The sequence below is a fragment of the Novibacillus thermophilus genome (genome assembly GCF_002005165.1).
Classification (GTDB): domain Bacteria; phylum Bacillota; class Bacilli; order Thermoactinomycetales; family Novibacillaceae; genus Novibacillus; species Novibacillus thermophilus.
The window spans coordinates 2,475,931-2,491,998 of record NZ_CP019699.1 but is presented as its reverse complement, the minus strand read 5'-3'; the positions used below and the strand labels follow the sequence as shown (position 1 = coordinate 2,491,998).

The window sequence follows — 16,068 nt, the reverse complement described above, 5'->3', positions numbered from 1 at the left end:
CCCTTACCCCTTTACAGCACCGGCTGTCATCCCTTTGACAATGTTCTTCTCGAAAAATAAGTAGAACACGACGATCGGAACTAACGACATCGTCAGCCCAGCCATTTGCGCTCCGTAGTTCGTCGTAAACTGACCCGCAAAATTTGCAAGGCCCAGCGGAAGTGTTTGGAGAGACGGTTCGTTAATGAGGACCAAGGCAAACGAAAACTCATTCCAATTATATATAAAATTAAGAATAATGACAGTTGCTAACGCCGGACGCGACATGGGCAAAATAATCGACCAAAAAATGCGAAAGATGCCACTGCCGTCCATAATCGCCGATTCCTCTATCTCCTTCGGAAAAGCCTTCATGAAGCTCGTCAAAATAAATATCGTGATCGGCAAGTGAAAGGCAGTGTACGGAAACAGCAATGTTACAGACGTATCCAATAATCCAAGATTTCGCATTAATATAAACATGGGGACTAATGTTGCGTGAATGGGGATTAACATTCCAAAAATGAAAAAGGTGTATAGAAGCTTATTCGTTTTAAATTCAAACCTGGATAGAAAATACGACGCGAGCGCCCCAATGAGCACGGTTATAACGGTTGCCGTCATAACGACAAATGCGCTGTTTCTAAACAAGACCCCAAAATTAGCGATTTCCCAAGCATCAACGTAATTTTCCAAAACCATCTCCTTTGGGAAACCGAACGGATTGACAGCAAACTCCCTTTCTGACTTGAAGGAATTCATGATCATCCAAACGATCGGATAAGCGTTGACTAAAGCAAAAACAATCAAAACAAGATATCTCGCCATTTCGAATCCCCCCTACATCATTTTTCTGCCAAACAGTTTCGTCACCATCAGAATTAAAATCAGACTAAAGATGAAAATACATACAGACACGGCACTGCCGTAACCGTAGTTCAATTTGTTGAATGTCTCATTAAACATATATAACGCCATCACTTCCGTGGAGTGGGCAGGCCCGCCTTTCGTCATGACATAAATTAAATCGAATGTTTTCAAGCTGCCTGATATACATAGCATGACGGCGACGATAATCGTGTCCCAAATCATTGGCACTGTGATTTTCCAAGTCGTGACCCATTCGGAAGCGCCGTCAATTTTAGCAACTTCCAATATTTCTTCCGGTATATTTTGTAACGCCGCCAAAAAAATAATGAGGTAGAGGCCAACAAATTGCCAAATAATCGTAACTAAAACAGCCATCAATGCCCACCGCGTATCCCCTAACCAATTTTGGGCCAATCCTTCTAACCCGATAGTCCTCAACAGGCCATTCAGCATACCGTTTTGAGAGTTATAAATAAGACTCCACGTTAAAGAGATAATCACTGTAGACAAAACAACGGGCAGGAAACCAACCGTCCTGAATATCCTGGCGCCTTTTAATTTTCTGTTGAGTAAAAGTGCAATAAATAACGCAATTGGAACTTGCCCTAACACAGAAGCTAACACGACATAAATATTATTTTTAACCGAATTCCAGAATAACGGTTCTTGAAATAACTTCTTAAAGTTGTCGAGTCCGACAAACGTCATATTTGAAAAGCCGTCCCAATTCATTAAGGCGTAATAAAAGGAATGCATAATCGGAAAGATCGCAAACACAGCATACATTGTGAAAGCCGGCAGTATGCCAACAACAATGGCTACTCTTTTTCTGTTGACGAGATGCATGTTCCCCTCTCCTCCGAAGAGTGTGTACAGGTTGCCTAAAAAGGCAACCCGTACTCATCTGCTTTCTTCCAACTGCTTCTGCATGTCTTCAGCTAACGCTTCAGCTGTTTTTTCGCCCAGCGTTATCGATTGAAGACCATTGTTGATCACGTCGGTTAACTCCGGTGTCAAAGTCGCATCATACACTGGTGCCAGCCCCCCTTGAGCCAAACTATTGGCCTCCTGGAACACTTGAGGGATGCTGTCATCCATTTCTACATCTGCCGGGACCACAATGTTAGCTCGTATAAGTTGTTGAAACAGATCGTCGCTATAGTAATACTTGAGAAATTCAAAGACGGCTTCTTGCTCCTCTTCACTTAGATTGCTGCTCACCGCAATGCCGCCACCCGCGACACCTGAAATTTTGCTCGCATCTCCTTCGCCACCTTCAAATGTTGGAAACGGTGCCACACCTATGTTATCTGTGTTCTCAACACTGTCTAAAATCGGACCTATGGCCCAGGACCCCGCAAAGTGCATCGCTGTGGAGCCTTTGATGAATTCGTTTCTAGACTGCGCTTCATCGATTGTATTCATGTCTTCATTAAATGCACCTAACCGCGTTAACTCATCAATGACGGATAAAGCCTGTATAAATTGATCATCAACAAATGATCCATTGTCGTTTAACGCGTTTTCCAGAAAATCGGAGCCGGTATATCGGTCTGCGATAGTGGAGATATAAACAGACTGCAATGGCCAGGCAGCCTTGTTGCCAAGCGCTATGGGAGTTATACCTTGATCATTTAAATCTTGTATTAACTTCTTTAACTCTTCGTAGGTCGTGGGGAATTCCACGTAACCAACGTCTTCTAACATATCTTTGTGGTAAAAAATTAAACTGGTCAAACTGATGTTGGACGGTATCGCATAATAATTTCCATCCACCGCATAATCTTGTAAAATGTCGTCTGGGATCACCCCATCCCAGTGTTCAATAATTGGATTAAGCGGAAGCAATGCGCCGCCTTCTGCAAGAGGAGCCGTTCTAGCTCCCGGCCACACACGCATCATATCCGGAAGTTGATTTCCGGCCGCTTGCGTTCTGAGTTTTGTTTCATACTGGTCGTGGGGAATACTTTCCAGTACGATCTCAATACGTTCATGCTCTTCATTGAACTTGGCGATAATATCTTTATAAACAGTGTTTTCAGGACGGTCTTCGGTCCAGTCGTTCCAAAGTGTCAGTTCAATGTTACCGTCCGCAGACGCCTCCTCGCTGTCGTTACCGCAAGCAGCTAAAATGACGATGCTCCAAAGTCCTAACATTATCAATCCTAACCTCTTCATGACGGTTTCCCCCTTTAATGTTAGCGCTCACATATAGTGTAACAGTTTAATTTTCTTTATTTGTATCCTATAAAACTATAAAATCATCCAATATATTTGAAACCCTTTACAACAATACAAAAATAAGGCTTCCACCTAATTGGGAACGTTTCTAAATACGTTTGAACTTTCACAATCGGTCATTATTGGAAAGCCATTTTAACGGAGCATAAATATTTGACATATACCTCCATAAAAGATATTATGGATAGACAAAGTCTTTGAAAGGGGTGAACATCACGTGAAGTATTCTAAAGCGACGAACTACGCCCTTCACGCCATGCTCCATCTTGCCGCTACCACTCCCACTCAACGTGTGGATGTGCTGCAGTTGGCAGAACGGCTTCAGGTATCACCTACGTATTTATCCAAAATCCTGACGAAACTCGTCAAAGCAGGAATGATTGAGTCCTCTTCCGGTGTCAATGGAGGATACAAGCTAAAGTCGAATTGGGAAGACATTTCGTTTCTAGACATCATTCACGCGATTGAAGGATCTGCGTCCCTGTTTGAAGGCTGCCTAAACCACAATCCGGATTGCTTGATTCAAAAGGTCATGGTTTCGGCAGAAGAAAAAATGGAGGAGCAATTGAAGAAGCAAAAAATTTCTGATCTTGCGAAGAAAGCAACGTCTACCCTCTAATCTGGGTTATTTTCAAGTATATTGTGGTGGATATGAATTCTTTTTTATCGATGTTCTTTATTTTTTGCACCTTTGTTGCCTTTATAGAGTTTTAATGTCTGCAATTAAACTATCTTGAACATTGAATGAGGAGGATGACAACAGTGGAAGTCTTTGATTGTACAATTTTAGGTGCCGGACCTGCCGGTTTGAGTGCAGGTTTAATACTTGGAAGATCGCGAAGAAATGTCGCGCTATTTGATGACGGGACGAACAGAAACCGGGTCACGCAAGAATCCCATGGATTTTTGACACGAGACGGCATTAAGCCAGCGGAGTTCAAAAATATTGCAATCGAAGAGCTGAGTAAGTATCCGTCCGTTCATTTTTTTAGAGAAACGGTGACACAGGTCACAAAACAAGCGAGTGATGCACTGTTTAAGATTACAACGTCTGAGGGCAGACAGTCCCTTGCGGAAAAAATAATTTTAGCCACGGGGATACGAGAAATATTCCCGCAAGTTCCAGAAATAAGTCAATATTACGGAAAAAGTTTATTTAGCTGTCCGTATTGTGATGGATGGGAGTTAAGAGACCAACCACTCATTTTAATTGCAGAACACGAAGGTGCGGCGTTTCATTTGGGAAAGCTGATTCACAATTGGTCTGAGGATTTATTGGTGGCAACCAACGGTCACGAAATATCTCAACCTATAAAGGACGATTTAGAGCGGAAAGGAATAGTAGTCAACACGGAACCGATACAAAAATTGTACGGAGAAAATGGATACCTGGAAAAAGTTGCGTTTGCTTCAGGCTTGGAAATCAAAAGGAGTGGTGGGTTTATTGAACTATCATTTTATCGCCCTAATCAATTTGCTGAACACCTCGGTATTGAAATACAGGAGAACGGACAGATTGTAACAGATGATTTTGGGCGCACCTCACAAAAAAATATTTATGCCGCTGGTGAGTTCGCACAATTCGCTCCTTCTTCGTTAATAATTTCTGCTGCAGAAGGTCATAAGGCGGGAGTAGCTGTAAATGCTGATATGACGGATGAGAGATTTTCGCTATTAACATAAAGCGAGCCATTTCAAAATCCTCGGTTAGAATGGAGTTGTCGGAAAATACAAGTGCCCCATCATCAAGTGCGGTGGGACAATGGTACAAGTTAAGTCGCATAAATCACCCACCGATGCTTACCGCAGTCGGTGGGTGATCCTCTTCAACGTACTGACTTCGCCGCCTCACGGGACAAATGTGAACCGAGTCTTTTTGCTGGATGATTACTAGGTAAACGAACCCTGCCCTTTCCAAACATGTTTTCACGTAAAGTTGTTGCCTCATACTCCGTCCTATGAATCCCGCGGCTTTGCAGCTCCGGAACGACATAGTCCACAAAATCGCGGAATGTTCCGGGGGAAATGGCTTGAATGATATTAAATCCGTCAACGTCACCTTCTACCGCCATAGACTCAAACTGATCCGCTATTTGTTCCGGTGTCCCAACGACTTTCCAGGCTCCGATACCGAGACCGTGATGTGTAACGGCTTCCCGCACCGTCCATTTCTTCTCTGGGTTGACAGTAGTATATTGATGGAGAAAACCCCGAGATGCATTCGTTTCCAAGTTTTCAACGTATTCATCAGGATTATAATGGGAGAAATCAACTCCCGTATGTCCCGACAAAAGCGCGAGTGTTCCTTCATAACTGACATACTGTTTCAATTCCTCGTACTTGGCCTTTGCTTCTGCTTCGGTAGCGCCCACGATAGGGACGACCCCGGGAAAAATGAGGATATCTTCCGGACGACGACCAAACTTCTTAGCCCTGCTGCGTATATCCGTTGAAAAAGCTTTTAATTCCGCTATGGTATTCTGGGTCGTCGTAAAAACAGCTTCTGCATGTTTTGCCGCAAAGTCGCGCCCCCTAGAAGAAGAGCCTGCTTGGAACAACACGGGGGTCCTTTGTGGAGAAGGTTCGACTAGGTGAATACCGGGCACGCTAAAGTATTCCCCTTTATGTTGAATGGGATGAACTTTTTCAGGATCAGCATATACGCCGATTTCCTCGTCTGCCATGACCGCATCTTCTTCCCAACTGTATTCCCACAATTTATAGACCACATCCATATACTCTTCTGCTCGTTCATAACGTTTGTCATGTTCAATTCTGGTCTTTAATCCCTGATTGACCGCCTCGCTCTCCAAGTAGGAGGTCACAATATTCCAGGCTACACGTCCTTTCGTCAAATGGTCCAACGTGGAAAACTCTCGCGCCAATTTGTACGGTTGTGTATAAGTAGCCGAATAAGTCGCTGCAAACCCCAAATATTGCGTGTTCGCAGCCATCGCAGAAATCTGAAGCAAGGTATTGTGAAGCGGAACTTGGACAGCGTTACGGATTGCCGGTTTGTAACTGTTTTGATATACATCGTAAACACCACTTACATCTGCCAGAAAGATAGCATCGAACTTTCCGCGTTCTAGAAGATGAGCCATCTCAATCCAGTAGGAGAGATCCCCATGTCGATAACCTTGATCTGCCGGATGTCTCCACAATCCTGGTGAATGAGGAGCAACCGAATTTTGGGTAAAACCATTCAAATGAATCTGCTTTTTCATTTGAGCAGACCTCCAGGTACAACATCGTCTAAACGACCAAAGCTTTTTGCTCTTTCACGGTCCGAATGAACGAATACAATTCTTTTTTTACTCGTTGCAAAACCTCTTGATTGACAATGGGGTTTGTTTCGTTCTCACGATCAATCTGTTGGTCGAGCAAGTAAACACCTTGTAAGTTTTGCGCTTTTAACGCAGTTAGCAGCGGCTTTAAAGCAAAATCAACGGCTAACAAGTGAGCCAAACTCCCCCCAACCATGATCGGAAGGGTTGGCTTATGTTTCAAAATATCCTGCGGAAGCAAATCAAATAACGCTTTAAGCACACCCGAGTAAGACGCTTTGTAGACAGGGGAGCCGACAATGAGTCCCTTGGCGTTTTTAATTGATAGTGCTATGTCCTCAATCGACGGACTGTCATACCGCGCGTAGACGAGATCTTCTGGTTTTAAGTTTCGAACTGAAATTTGGATTGTCGACAGTCCTTCCTGTTCTATCAAAGAACAGAGAAATTTCAGGACACACTCTGATCTCGAATGTTCAGATGGGCTTCCCGATATCGTGATAACGTCGCTCATTAACTTGCACTCCTAAAATTTTTTTGGTGATAGACTGCTCCTAATCGCGTGACGTCAAGAGACAGACGGGTTCTTAGGGCATCCGACACGTGGCATGCCATTTGTACTCACAGTGCACTGGCTCAAGCTCTGTACCGCATTCAATGCCTTAAACGAATCAGTGACTAATTTACCTAGCTCGAATGGTAAGTACAGAAGACGATCGATCACCCCCTTAAAATGAACTTATCCAATTTTGATACTAGGATTTACGGAAACAACGTAATAACGAACTGTTTCCATCCCACGAACACCCTTTACCCCGGAAAAGTTAAAACCTCTTCCGATTCGGAAGAGGTTTTTGTATAAACAAACGATCAACTCTTCCTCATCTTTCAGACCTTCACAGTCTGCTGGAATTGGCACCGTTTACTTTGGGCAAGTAATGGTTGCCGCGGGTTCATCGGACCAGGTTCCTCCCCCGACTCTTGATAAGGAATGTTTGTTATGTAATTTTAGGTCTTTTTATGGTAGCTTAAGGTTTATCGTCTGTCAAGCATTTTTTGTCAACTTTTAATTTTCATGAAGGTAGCTAAATACCTTTCCCTGAACATCAGCAAGTCACCTCTAGTGCTTGAAACGGATCTGGTCACAAGCAGACCATTTCTGCATTGAGACGTTGAATTCCTTTTTAAAACGATGTTACTTCTTCATAAGGCGTTGTATCTGCTGGCCTGACATGTCTGAGTTTCCAAATGATGATCGTCATTAGAACAAACAAACCGATGGCAGCTAATCCGTATATAGCTTGAATCACATCACTGAAAAAACCGTTAAAACGTATATCACAAACATTCTCGGTAAAATGAAGGTACAGGATCGCACACAAGCAGCGATTTATGCGCTGAAGCATCACTGGATTGAACCATGACGTACAACGAGTTGGTCGGTGTTGGGAAAATAAGATTCTTGGTCAACGACTGTTTTTCTTCTGGTCTCAACGGGAACATTCTGCTTCAAGGGGTGCGGGCGTACAACAGGTCGAGCCTAAGGCCCGACCTGTGTCACCCCCACCACATGTCTGTCGGTTCCTCTTTCATGAGAATCGATTGCAAATTACGGACTGCACGGGTAAGTCCTTCCTCGATGGACATGAGCGGGTCCTCGTGTTCAATACTGACGACATAGTCATAGCCGTACGTGCGTAAGGCACTCATCATGTCTGACCATTCTTTCAAGTCATGACCGTAGCCGACGGTGCGGAACGTCCAAGCCCTCGTTTTTACGTGACTGTACGGTTGCATGTCAGTGAGACCGTGCATGTTGACGTTATCTTGATCAATGTACGTGTCTTTGGCGTGGAAATGATGGATCGCGTTCGCTTCTCCCAATATCCTAATCGCTGCCACCGGTTCGATGCCTTGCCACCACAGGTGACTCGGATCTAAATTGGCCCCGACAGCTTCGCACGTAGCCTCGCGCAGTTTCAACAGTGTATAAGGTGTGTGGACGAGAAAGCCGCCATGCAATTCCAACCCGATTTTGACATTGTGGTTCTGTGCGAACTGTCCCCACTGTTTCCAGTACGGAATAAGCTTTTTTTCCCATTGCCACTTCAGTACGTCGCTGTACTCGGTCGGCCACGGGACTACCGGCCAATTCGCGTATTTCGCTCCATCGTGATCACCTGCCGTACCCGAAAAACAGTTGACGACGGGAACATCCATCATTTCAGCCAATCGGACCGTCTTCACAAACGTGTCGTGAGACGATTGCGCCACGTCCTTATTCGGCGAGAGCGGATTGCCATGACAACTGAAGGCGCTGATTGTTAACCCGCGTGTTTGAATGGCTCGCAAATACCGTTCCCGCTCACCTTTGTTCTCCAACAACGTGTCGAGCGGGCAATGCGCATCTCCAGGATTGTTCCCTGTACCGATTTCTACCGCAGATATGCCGGCTCCTTTCACATAATCCAACATTTCTTCAAATGATAGATCTGACAACAACACCGAGAACACACCGAGTTTCACCGTGAGATCTCCTTTCCTTTTTCGAACTGGACACTTTTTCTTGATTCGCTACTTTCATAAATCGCTTCAATAATCTGTGACACAGCCATCGCTTCTTCTGGCTTGACGATGACGTCCGCCTCCCCCAAACAGGCAGAAACGAAGTTTTCCGCTTGTGCCAGGCCTGGATCGTCACAACCCGGTAACCACGGGGATTCGGTGTTAAACAACATTCCATGCTTGGTATAGTTCAATTGAAGCGGAAATACGTCAAGTCCACCTCGGTCACCTGATATGCTCAAACTTTCCACATCTTCTCGAATGTTCGCGGCCCACGACGATTCAATGAACAAGGTGACGTCGTTGGCAAACTTCACAAATCCTACCGCGTGGTCGTCAACGTCAAACGATTCGGAATCGATCTTCCCCCACTCGTTCACTTGTCCGGGCGTTTTACTCAAGGCGTTGTATGTGCTTCCCATAATTTCTAGCGGTTGCGGATGACCGATCAGCCATAATGCCAAATCTAGAAGATGACATCCGTAGTCGATCAAGCTACCACCACCTTGTAGCTCTTTTTGCGTAAATACCCCCCATCCCGGCACTTTTCGGCGGCGCAGCGCCTGCACCCTCACGACAAGGGGGTGGCCGATTTCGCCGTGCATCATCAGCTTTTTGGCAGCTTGCGATTGTTTCATAAATCGGTAGTGGTAACCGATTGACAATATTTTTTTGGTTTGTTTTGCCGCTGCGATCATGGAAGCGCACTCTTTCGTCGTCAAAGCCATGGGCTTCTCACTCAACACGTGCACATTCGCTTTCAAAGCGGCAATCGCGATGTCAGCGTGAAAGGTGTTCGGAGTACATATTGTGACAGCGTCGACCTCGTTCAGCATGTCGCGGTAATCTTCAAAGACGCGTGGAATCGAGTAAGCCCGCGCAACTTCTTCTGCCCGTTGGACGTGAATGTCGCAAATCGCCGTCACATCTACTTTCTGAGGTAACGTCATATAAGCGGGGATGTGTCGAGCCGTAGCGATACGTCCTGCGCCGACCAACCCCATCCGCAGTTTTTTCATCTAGAACACTCCGATCTGCCTTAAGTATCCGTTATCGGTCATTTAACGGATCGACCATTTTCGCGCACCACCGTTTACGAACTATAGTCTAGTCGGATCACTCGCTTTTTTTCGTTTGATTCAAGTGCGGCTAAAATAATGTGCAATGCGCGCAGTCCCTCTCGTCCGCTGACGGGAGGAGGGGTGTCGTTGACGATGCACCGAACGAATGCATCGACGACATGAGATTGGGTCTGTCCGTCTGCAGCATTAGACTGAATGTTCCCTAGCGCGTATTTGACCACTTCTCCGTTGTGGTACTGTACAACGAGGGCGTGATTGGGATCGTCCTCTAGACGCAGGATCGCCTTTTCCCCGTAAATCATCGTAGTGTTGTCTTCTTCCGACACATACGACCAACTCGCTGCCAGACTACCGACAATCCCACTTTCTGTCTTTAATATACAGACCGCATTGTCATCGACTGTCGCGTGCGATTTCGCTAGCGTTTCGACAAACGCAGCCACTTCTACCACTTCTTCGCCTAGCAAAAACCGTATCAGATCCGCTTTGTGCACACCGAGGTCGCCCAACGCCCCGAAGGACGCCTCATGTTTATGGAAGAACCAACTGTCGCCACCATCAATACTCCAGTTTTCCGGACCAGCGTGGCCAAAAGTAGTCCGAAAACTGTAAATTCTCCCTATTTCACCTTTTTCGAGTAACTGTTTAGCTTTTACATGGGAACGAACGAAGCGCTGGTTATGGGCGATCATCAGTTTTTTTCCGTTTTTTTCGGCCGCTTCCATCATGCTCAAGGCATCGTCTTTTGTCGTCGCCATCGGTTTCTCACACAAGACGTGTTTGCCGGCGTTCAACGCCGCAAGCGTCACTGGAGCATGTAAATAATTCGGTGTACACACACTGACGGCATCGACGTCACTGGCTAACAGATCTTCGTAACGGGTGAAGGGGACAGCCCCGTACTGCTCAGCCACCTCTCTGCTGCGCTCCAGGACGATATCGCAAACGGACGTGATTTCTGCTTGCGAATGAGCTGCATATTCAGGCAAATGACGCTGGCGCGCGATACTGCCGCATCCAATGACGCCAATTTTCAACTTTTTCATGCGTAAACCCTCCTACCCCTTTGTTAGCTTTACTCCTTCACGGAACCCATGGTCAATCCGGCAACAATCCGCCGTTGAAAAGCGAGGACGAGCAACACAAGGGGAATGGTCACGACGACGGTTGCAGCCGTGATCTCTCCCCACGGAATGGTGTACTGTCCTTGAAACATGGCGATTCCAACCGGAACCGTTTTGTAATGTTCTTCTGTATTGATTGTGAGGGAGAACAAAAATTCGTTCCAAGCGGCGATAAAAACGAGGATCGCCGTTGTAAAGACGCCCGGCACCGCCAGTGGAAAAATAACTTTCCACAGCGTTTGCATTAAATTGGCCCCGTCGATTTTAGCGGCCTCTTCCAGTTCAAATGGGATTTTGCGAAAAAAGGTCACTAATATCCAAATCGACAACGGCAACGTAATCGTCGTATACGGAATGATTAACCCGAGATACGAGTTCGTTAAACCCAAATTTTTCAAAAACATGTAAATCGGTGAAATGACAGCGATTTGTGGAAACATCGAAACCGACAGCACGATCCCTAAAATAACACTCTTTCCTCTAAAGTGCAGCCGGGCGACGGCATATGCGGCAAAAGCAGCGACGACGACAGTGTAGATCGTCGTCACTGAGGATACGACTGTGCTGTTCCACAAGTAGCGTAGAAACGGGTAGTCAAAAAAACTGACACGTAGTTTGCGAGCGTCGGGTTTTTCGCTATCGGGTTAAACGCTGTCTCACCAAACAATTCGGTAGCCGGCTTAATGGAACTGGCCAACATCCACAAAAACGGAAACATCACCGCGAACACAAACACGGTCAAGAAAATGTAAAAGAACGGTCCCGCATTTTTTCTCATGCCGCTCCCCTCCAATCCATTCAGTCACGACTTAGCCGTTCCGTCGCTTAACAAATCTTTGCCGAGAATTTTGATATAAATCGCAGAAATTATCGCCACGCACACAAACACGATGACGGACAAAGCCGATCCCTCCCCGAAATTCGTCTGTGAAAACATGACCTTGTAAGCGAGGATGGAAATCGTCTCTGTGGCATTACCCGGTCCACCACCTGTCAACACAAAGATGAGGTCAAACACGCGAAAGGCATCCAATGTGCGAAATAACAGGGCAACCAGGATGCTAGACTTTAACATCGGTAGCGTAATCATCAAAAATTGCTTCCATCTGCCTGCACCGTCGATCCCAGCTGCCTCATACAACGTATGTGGAATCGTCTGTAAACCTGCTAAAATTAACAGCGCCATGTAAGGAGTTGTTTTCCACACGTCGGAGAAAATGACGGCAAACATCGCCCCCGCCTCTGTCGTCAATAAGTCGGACATGCGACTGATCAACCCCACTTGTTCGAAAATGCGGGCCACGACACCGTTTTGACCGTCGTACAGAAATTTCCACATTAAGGCAGAAACAGCCGTCGGAACAGCCCAAGGTATTAATATCGTAGCCCGCACGAGACCACGGCCGAAAAACGTTTTATGAAGAAGCAGGGCGATCCCAAGTCCGAACAGCAATTCGCAAAAGACGGAAACGACTGTGAAAAATGTCGTGTTCCAAAGGGCTTTCCACATACGTGGATCAGAAAAATTGTTTTCATAATGTCTGAGGCCGATGAAATTGGGCTGAACGATCGCGTCGTTCATGCCAGATGCCAGTCCAACGAGTTTCGTTTTTTGCGGTAATTGTGCTTCCGGTAGTTCATCTAAACGGTTTTGTATCACCTCTACCGTTTCGAGGTATTGCGCCGACGTCTCTTTGTCCACTTTGACAAATTGAAGGTCAGAACTGACATTTTCAAAATTGATCAGCTTTTCATTGACCGCATCGTACTTTTCCTTTACGTTTGCGTCAGATTGCAACGTTTCATCGAGTGACTGCAGTTGTTGTTTAATCGCCGTCAGTTCCTCAGCCACTGTTTCATCTTCAGACACTGCTTGACCGAGTGCCCCAAGCAAAAACGGCGCGTTGTTCAGGTACCGTTCCAAATCGATACTGTAGCTCGAATTGACTGAGGACTTTGACGGGTCGTTGAGGCGTAAATCAAACAAACTGAAATAAAACGATTGCATGACAGGCCAAACCGCGACGAGAAATATGAGAGTCATCGACGGTGCGATGAGAAAAAAAGCAGCCTTCTGATCACTTTTTTCCTTTTTGCGTTTACGGCTTGCAAATGGAAAGAGCCTTTTTTCGGTTGCCAACCGGTGGCTGACGCCAGGCGCTCCGTTGTTCACATCGTCAACTCCCTTCTGAGGCGATAGGGGAACAAAGACGTTTTCTGAAGAGCGGTTAACGTTCTCCACACGAAGGCCAACCGCTCCATTTACCAGATGCAGTCCGTCCAGTGTCACTGTACGAGCTTTTCGTCAATATCGGCTTCCATTCGTTGTACGGCTTCCTCAACCGTGATTTGCCCAGTCATCGCTTGTGAAATATGAATTTGCATCACTTCCGATATTTCTTGATAGTTGGCCGCTACGGGACGCGGAACAGCATTTTCCAAAGCTTTCACAAACCCTTCCTCCGCATAAAATGGATTCGCTTCAAGCACTTCCTCATCTTCGTAAAGCGCCGGGATAGCCGGTGCGCGTCCCCCGTAAATCGCGTTAATCTTTTGCCCCTCTGGCCCAGCCGCGAATTTTAGAAACTCCCAAGCTTCTTTCGGATGTTCAGAGTTTTTGTTTATGGCCGTCATCCACCCACCAAGGGCGGCAGCCGAACCTTTGTCACCGGCTGGAAGTGGGGCCACCCCGACATTGCCGACGATCTTCGATTGATCTTCATCGTTGGCAAGGGCGTAGACGTACGGCCAGTTGCGTATAATGACAGATTGACCTTCGATAAACGCCGTATACGTTTCCGGTTCAGTGAAAGTCGTGACGTTGTCGGGGACTATATCAGATCTGGCGATCTCTACCATCTTTTCTAGACCTTTGATCGTTTCCGGACTGTTCACAACGACGTCGCCATTTTCGTCGATAATCGCTCCCCCGTATGAAGCGACAAACTCGATCGCATTACAAACGAGCCCCTCGTATTGCATTCCTTGAAAAGCGTACCCGAATTTCGTTCCGTTCTCTCCTTGCTTTTCCTTCGCTAACTGTTGTAACTCGTCCCAAGTAGTCGGCACTTCATCGTCTGAAACCACATCTTTACGGTAGAACAACAGACCGGCGTCGATAAATTTCGGCAGTGCCCACTGCTTCCCGTTAAACTGGGCGGCGGCAAGGGCGCCCTCGTTGTATTGGGCTAAATCAAATCCATCTTGTTCGATGAAGCGGTCGAGTTCCATCGTATAGCCCGCTTGTGCGAACTCGGCCGGCCAGATGACGTCGATATCGAGCACGTCAATTTCACTCGATCTGGCATTGAATGCGGTTACATAGGCGTCATGCTGCTTCCCTGTATCCGTTGGCATCTCGCGGACATCAACTTTTATATTGGGATATTTCTCTTCAAATGCTTCGACAAGCTTCTCAGTGCCTTTCGTGTCATCTTTGCCGCGTGAATAAACGATCGTCACTTGTTCATCTTCGCTTCCCTGTTCCGCTTGTTCTCCTTGCTCAGACGTTGCGTCACCTTGCGTCTGTTGCGCGGTACTGCAAGCTGTCAACGTCATCACGAGCAACAACAGTGCAACACTTTGCATCACTTTCACTTCTAACACCTCCGTTTAATATTTGTGAAATCGATTTCAGATTGCTTCGTTTAAGTGGATCGTCTGACGATAAGGTCTAACGGCAGTTCAATACCGACTTTCCCCCACTTTTTCTTGTGAAGGACAGCGTCAAGCATTAATTCCATCGCTTTTTTTCCCATCTCTTTAATCGGTTGCTTAATCGTCGTCAGTGCTGGCTCTGTCACTTCAGCAATCGGTTGATCGTCGAACCCGATGACAGCGATATCTTCTGGCACGCGTAATCCATGGGCGCGAGCTTCCAAAATCATACCGGCAGCTACTTGGTCACTGCCCGTAAATACAGCTGTTGGCATGTGTCGCATGTTCAGCAATTTTCTGACTGCTCGCTTGCCGTCTTCAAGGTCCATCACATCGTTGAGCATCCACGCTTCACGAATCGGGATGTTTTCCTCTTCCATCGCTTTTCTAAATCCCTGTTCTCTTTCGCTGACCAAATTGCTGTCAGCTCTCCCCCGACAAAATGCAATGTTAGTGTGTCCTCTCTCGATGAGATGCCGGGTGCCAACGTAGCCACCATACGTTTGATCCGTGAACACAGCTGGTAACTCCGCCCTTTTGTCGTACTCATTACACATGACGATGGGACCGTATTCAACGTAATTACACAATGTGTCCCAACTGTTCTCGACGGAAGTCAGGATCATGCCGTCCACTTGTTTTGTTTGCAGCAACGTAAAAAAACCGAGTTCTTTTTGAGGATCGTTTCTTGTCTGACACACTAACAACTGTAGATCGTTTTCTGTCGCCACCGTGTCGATCCCTTCCAGCAAGTAAGCAAAAAACGGGTTTGTCAACCACGGAATCATGACGGCGATCGTATCAGCTTTTTGTTCTCTCAACTTTTTCGCCGAAGCGTTCGGGTGATAGTTTAACTTCGCTGCGGCCTCCAGTACGATTCGCTTCTTCTCTTCTGAGACGTACGGATGATTGTTCAGCGCTCGCGATACCGTAGCCGGTGACAAACCGGTCATTTTTGCGACGTCTTCGATTGTCGCCAACGAGTATACACCTCTTGATCGCCTCAATCTGAAATCGATTTCTGAAATCGATTTCAATCATACCGCATTTTGCTCGCGAACGCAACAGTTAATTTAAATAATTCTATATTTTTTTGATTTAAATACACTTTCTTTCAAAATGAGTAACGCATTGATTTATAAATTTCAGCGTTTATAAAATAAATGTTATCTTCCTGCTCATCTGCGTTTGTGATGACAAAAATTAAAGGTGTGACAGCCAACGCTCACACGCATTAATACCTAAAAACATGCGCTCTTAGCA

The 16,068-nt window shown here is 46.1% G+C and carries 14 protein-coding genes, 2 pseudogenes and 1 riboswitch; of the genes and pseudogenes, 3 read left to right on the top strand and 13 right to left on the bottom strand.

The annotated features are described in order from the left end of the window. Positions 1–3 precede the first annotated feature (3 nt). The 3 genes from B0W44_RS12145 to B0W44_RS12135 are packed head-to-tail and all read right to left on the bottom strand — an operon-like array spanning position 4 to position 3,027. A complete protein-coding gene (locus B0W44_RS12145) occupies positions 4–807 on the bottom strand; it encodes a carbohydrate ABC transporter permease (protein ID WP_077720265.1) in 804 nt (267 codons plus the stop codon). A 12-nt stretch (positions 808–819) separates the two neighbouring features. Further along, positions 820–1,695, bottom strand: a complete 876-nt coding sequence (locus B0W44_RS12140; protein WP_077720264.1) for a carbohydrate ABC transporter permease — start codon at positions 1,693–1,695, stop codon at positions 820–822. A 54-nt stretch (positions 1,696–1,749) separates the two neighbouring features. Further along, complete coding sequence (locus B0W44_RS12135; protein ID WP_077720263.1) at positions 1,750–3,027, bottom strand: extracellular solute-binding protein; 1,278 nt, start codon at positions 3,025–3,027, stop codon at positions 1,750–1,752. A 280-nt stretch (positions 3,028–3,307) separates the two neighbouring features. On the opposite strand from B0W44_RS12135, the gene B0W44_RS12130 reads away from it, so the two are divergent. After that, entirely contained in the window at positions 3,308–3,709 is a 402-nt protein-coding gene (locus B0W44_RS12130; RefSeq protein WP_077720262.1) for an Rrf2 family transcriptional regulator, read from the top strand. Positions 3,710–3,852: 143 nt separating this feature from the next. After that, positions 3,853–4,773: an NAD(P)/FAD-dependent oxidoreductase gene (locus B0W44_RS12125; protein ID WP_077720261.1), complete on the top strand. Its 921-nt coding sequence runs from the start codon at positions 3,853–3,855 to the stop codon at positions 4,771–4,773. A gap of 143 nt (positions 4,774–4,916) precedes the next feature. Here the strand turns inward: B0W44_RS12125 and B0W44_RS12120 are convergent, their stop codons facing one another. The 3 genes from B0W44_RS12120 to B0W44_RS18925 all read right to left on the bottom strand — a co-directional run bounded on the left by B0W44_RS12120 (position 4,917) and on the right by B0W44_RS18925 (position 7,687). Then, positions 4,917–6,317 (bottom strand): LLM class flavin-dependent oxidoreductase, encoded by a 1,401-nt coding sequence (locus B0W44_RS12120; RefSeq protein WP_077720260.1) that lies wholly within the window; start codon positions 6,315–6,317, stop codon positions 4,917–4,919. Positions 6,318–6,345: 28 nt separating this feature from the next. Further along, complete coding sequence (gene ssuE, locus B0W44_RS12115; protein WP_077720259.1) at positions 6,346–6,891, bottom strand: NADPH-dependent FMN reductase; 546 nt, start codon at positions 6,889–6,891, stop codon at positions 6,346–6,348. 364 nt (positions 6,892–7,255) lie between these two features. Then, positions 7,256–7,368, bottom strand: a riboswitch (SAM riboswitch). Positions 7,369–7,561: 193 nt separating this feature from the next. Next, positions 7,562–7,687 carry a hypothetical protein gene (locus B0W44_RS18925; RefSeq protein ID WP_257788077.1) on the bottom strand — a complete coding sequence of 42 codons (126 nt, stop codon included), beginning with the start codon at positions 7,685–7,687 and terminating at the stop codon, positions 7,562–7,564. Between B0W44_RS18925 and B0W44_RS12110 the strand changes: the two are divergent. Then, positions 7,685–7,801: pseudogene (locus B0W44_RS12110) on the top strand (response regulator transcription factor); the annotation flags it as partial. The gene B0W44_RS18925 and the pseudogene B0W44_RS12110 overlap by 3 nt on opposite strands. A 133-nt stretch (positions 7,802–7,934) precedes the next feature. Here B0W44_RS12110 and B0W44_RS12105 read toward each other — a convergent pair. The 7 genes and pseudogenes from B0W44_RS12105 to B0W44_RS12075 form a co-directional block, all read right to left on the bottom strand. Beyond that, positions 7,935–8,903, bottom strand: a complete 969-nt coding sequence (locus tag B0W44_RS12105) for a sugar phosphate isomerase/epimerase family protein (RefSeq protein WP_077720257.1) — start codon at positions 8,901–8,903, stop codon at positions 7,935–7,937. Beyond that, a complete protein-coding gene (locus tag B0W44_RS12100) occupies positions 8,900–9,961 on the bottom strand; it encodes a Gfo/Idh/MocA family protein (protein WP_077720256.1) in 1,062 nt (353 codons plus the stop codon). Before B0W44_RS12100 ends, B0W44_RS12105 begins: the two co-directional genes overlap by 4 nt. A 74-nt stretch (positions 9,962–10,035) precedes the next feature. Further along, positions 10,036–11,070 carry a Gfo/Idh/MocA family protein gene (locus B0W44_RS12095; protein WP_077720255.1) on the bottom strand — a complete coding sequence of 345 codons (1,035 nt, stop codon included), beginning with the start codon at positions 11,068–11,070 and terminating at the stop codon, positions 10,036–10,038. A gap of 29 nt (positions 11,071–11,099) precedes the next feature. Next, positions 11,100–11,926: pseudogene (locus B0W44_RS12090) on the bottom strand (carbohydrate ABC transporter permease). A 24-nt stretch (positions 11,927–11,950) separates the two neighbouring features. Beyond that, positions 11,951–13,192, bottom strand: coding sequence for a carbohydrate ABC transporter permease (locus B0W44_RS12085; protein WP_077721373.1), 1,242 nt, complete (start codon positions 13,190–13,192; stop codon positions 11,951–11,953). A gap of 242 nt (positions 13,193–13,434) precedes the next feature. Continuing rightward, a complete protein-coding gene (locus B0W44_RS12080; RefSeq protein WP_077721372.1) occupies positions 13,435–14,736 on the bottom strand; it encodes an ABC transporter substrate-binding protein in 1,302 nt (433 codons plus the stop codon). A 59-nt stretch (positions 14,737–14,795) separates the two neighbouring features. Then, a complete protein-coding gene (locus B0W44_RS12075) occupies positions 14,796–15,785 on the bottom strand; it encodes a LacI family DNA-binding transcriptional regulator (RefSeq protein ID WP_077720254.1) in 990 nt (329 codons plus the stop codon). Positions 15,786–16,068 lie beyond the last annotated feature (283 nt).

Coding starts and splice junctions, on each gene's coding strand:
- B0W44_RS12095 (WP_077720255.1), bottom strand. CDS start 11,070: ATGAAAAAGTTGAAAATTGGCGTCATTGGATGCGGCAGTATCGCGCGC.
- B0W44_RS12135 (WP_077720263.1), bottom strand. CDS start 3,027: ATGAAGAGGTTAGGATTGATAATGTTAGGACTTTGGAGCATCGTCATT.
- B0W44_RS12080 (WP_077721372.1), bottom strand. CDS start 14,736: ATGCAAAGTGTTGCACTGTTGTTGCTCGTGATGACGTTGACAGCTTGC.
- B0W44_RS12140 (WP_077720264.1), bottom strand. CDS start 1,695: ATGCATCTCGTCAACAGAAAAAGAGTAGCCATTGTTGTTGGCATACTG.
- B0W44_RS12085 (WP_077721373.1), bottom strand. CDS start 13,192: ATGACTCTCATATTTCTCGTCGCGGTTTGGCCTGTCATGCAATCGTTT.
- B0W44_RS12145 (WP_077720265.1), bottom strand. CDS start 807: ATGGCGAGATATCTTGTTTTGATTGTTTTTGCTTTAGTCAACGCTTAT.
- B0W44_RS12100 (WP_077720256.1), bottom strand. CDS start 9,961: ATGAAAAAACTGCGGATGGGGTTGGTCGGCGCAGGACGTATCGCTACG.
- B0W44_RS12120 (WP_077720260.1), bottom strand. CDS start 6,317: ATGAAAAAGCAGATTCATTTGAATGGTTTTACCCAAAATTCGGTTGCT.
- ssuE (WP_077720259.1), bottom strand. CDS start 6,891: ATGAGCGACGTTATCACGATATCGGGAAGCCCATCTGAACATTCGAGA.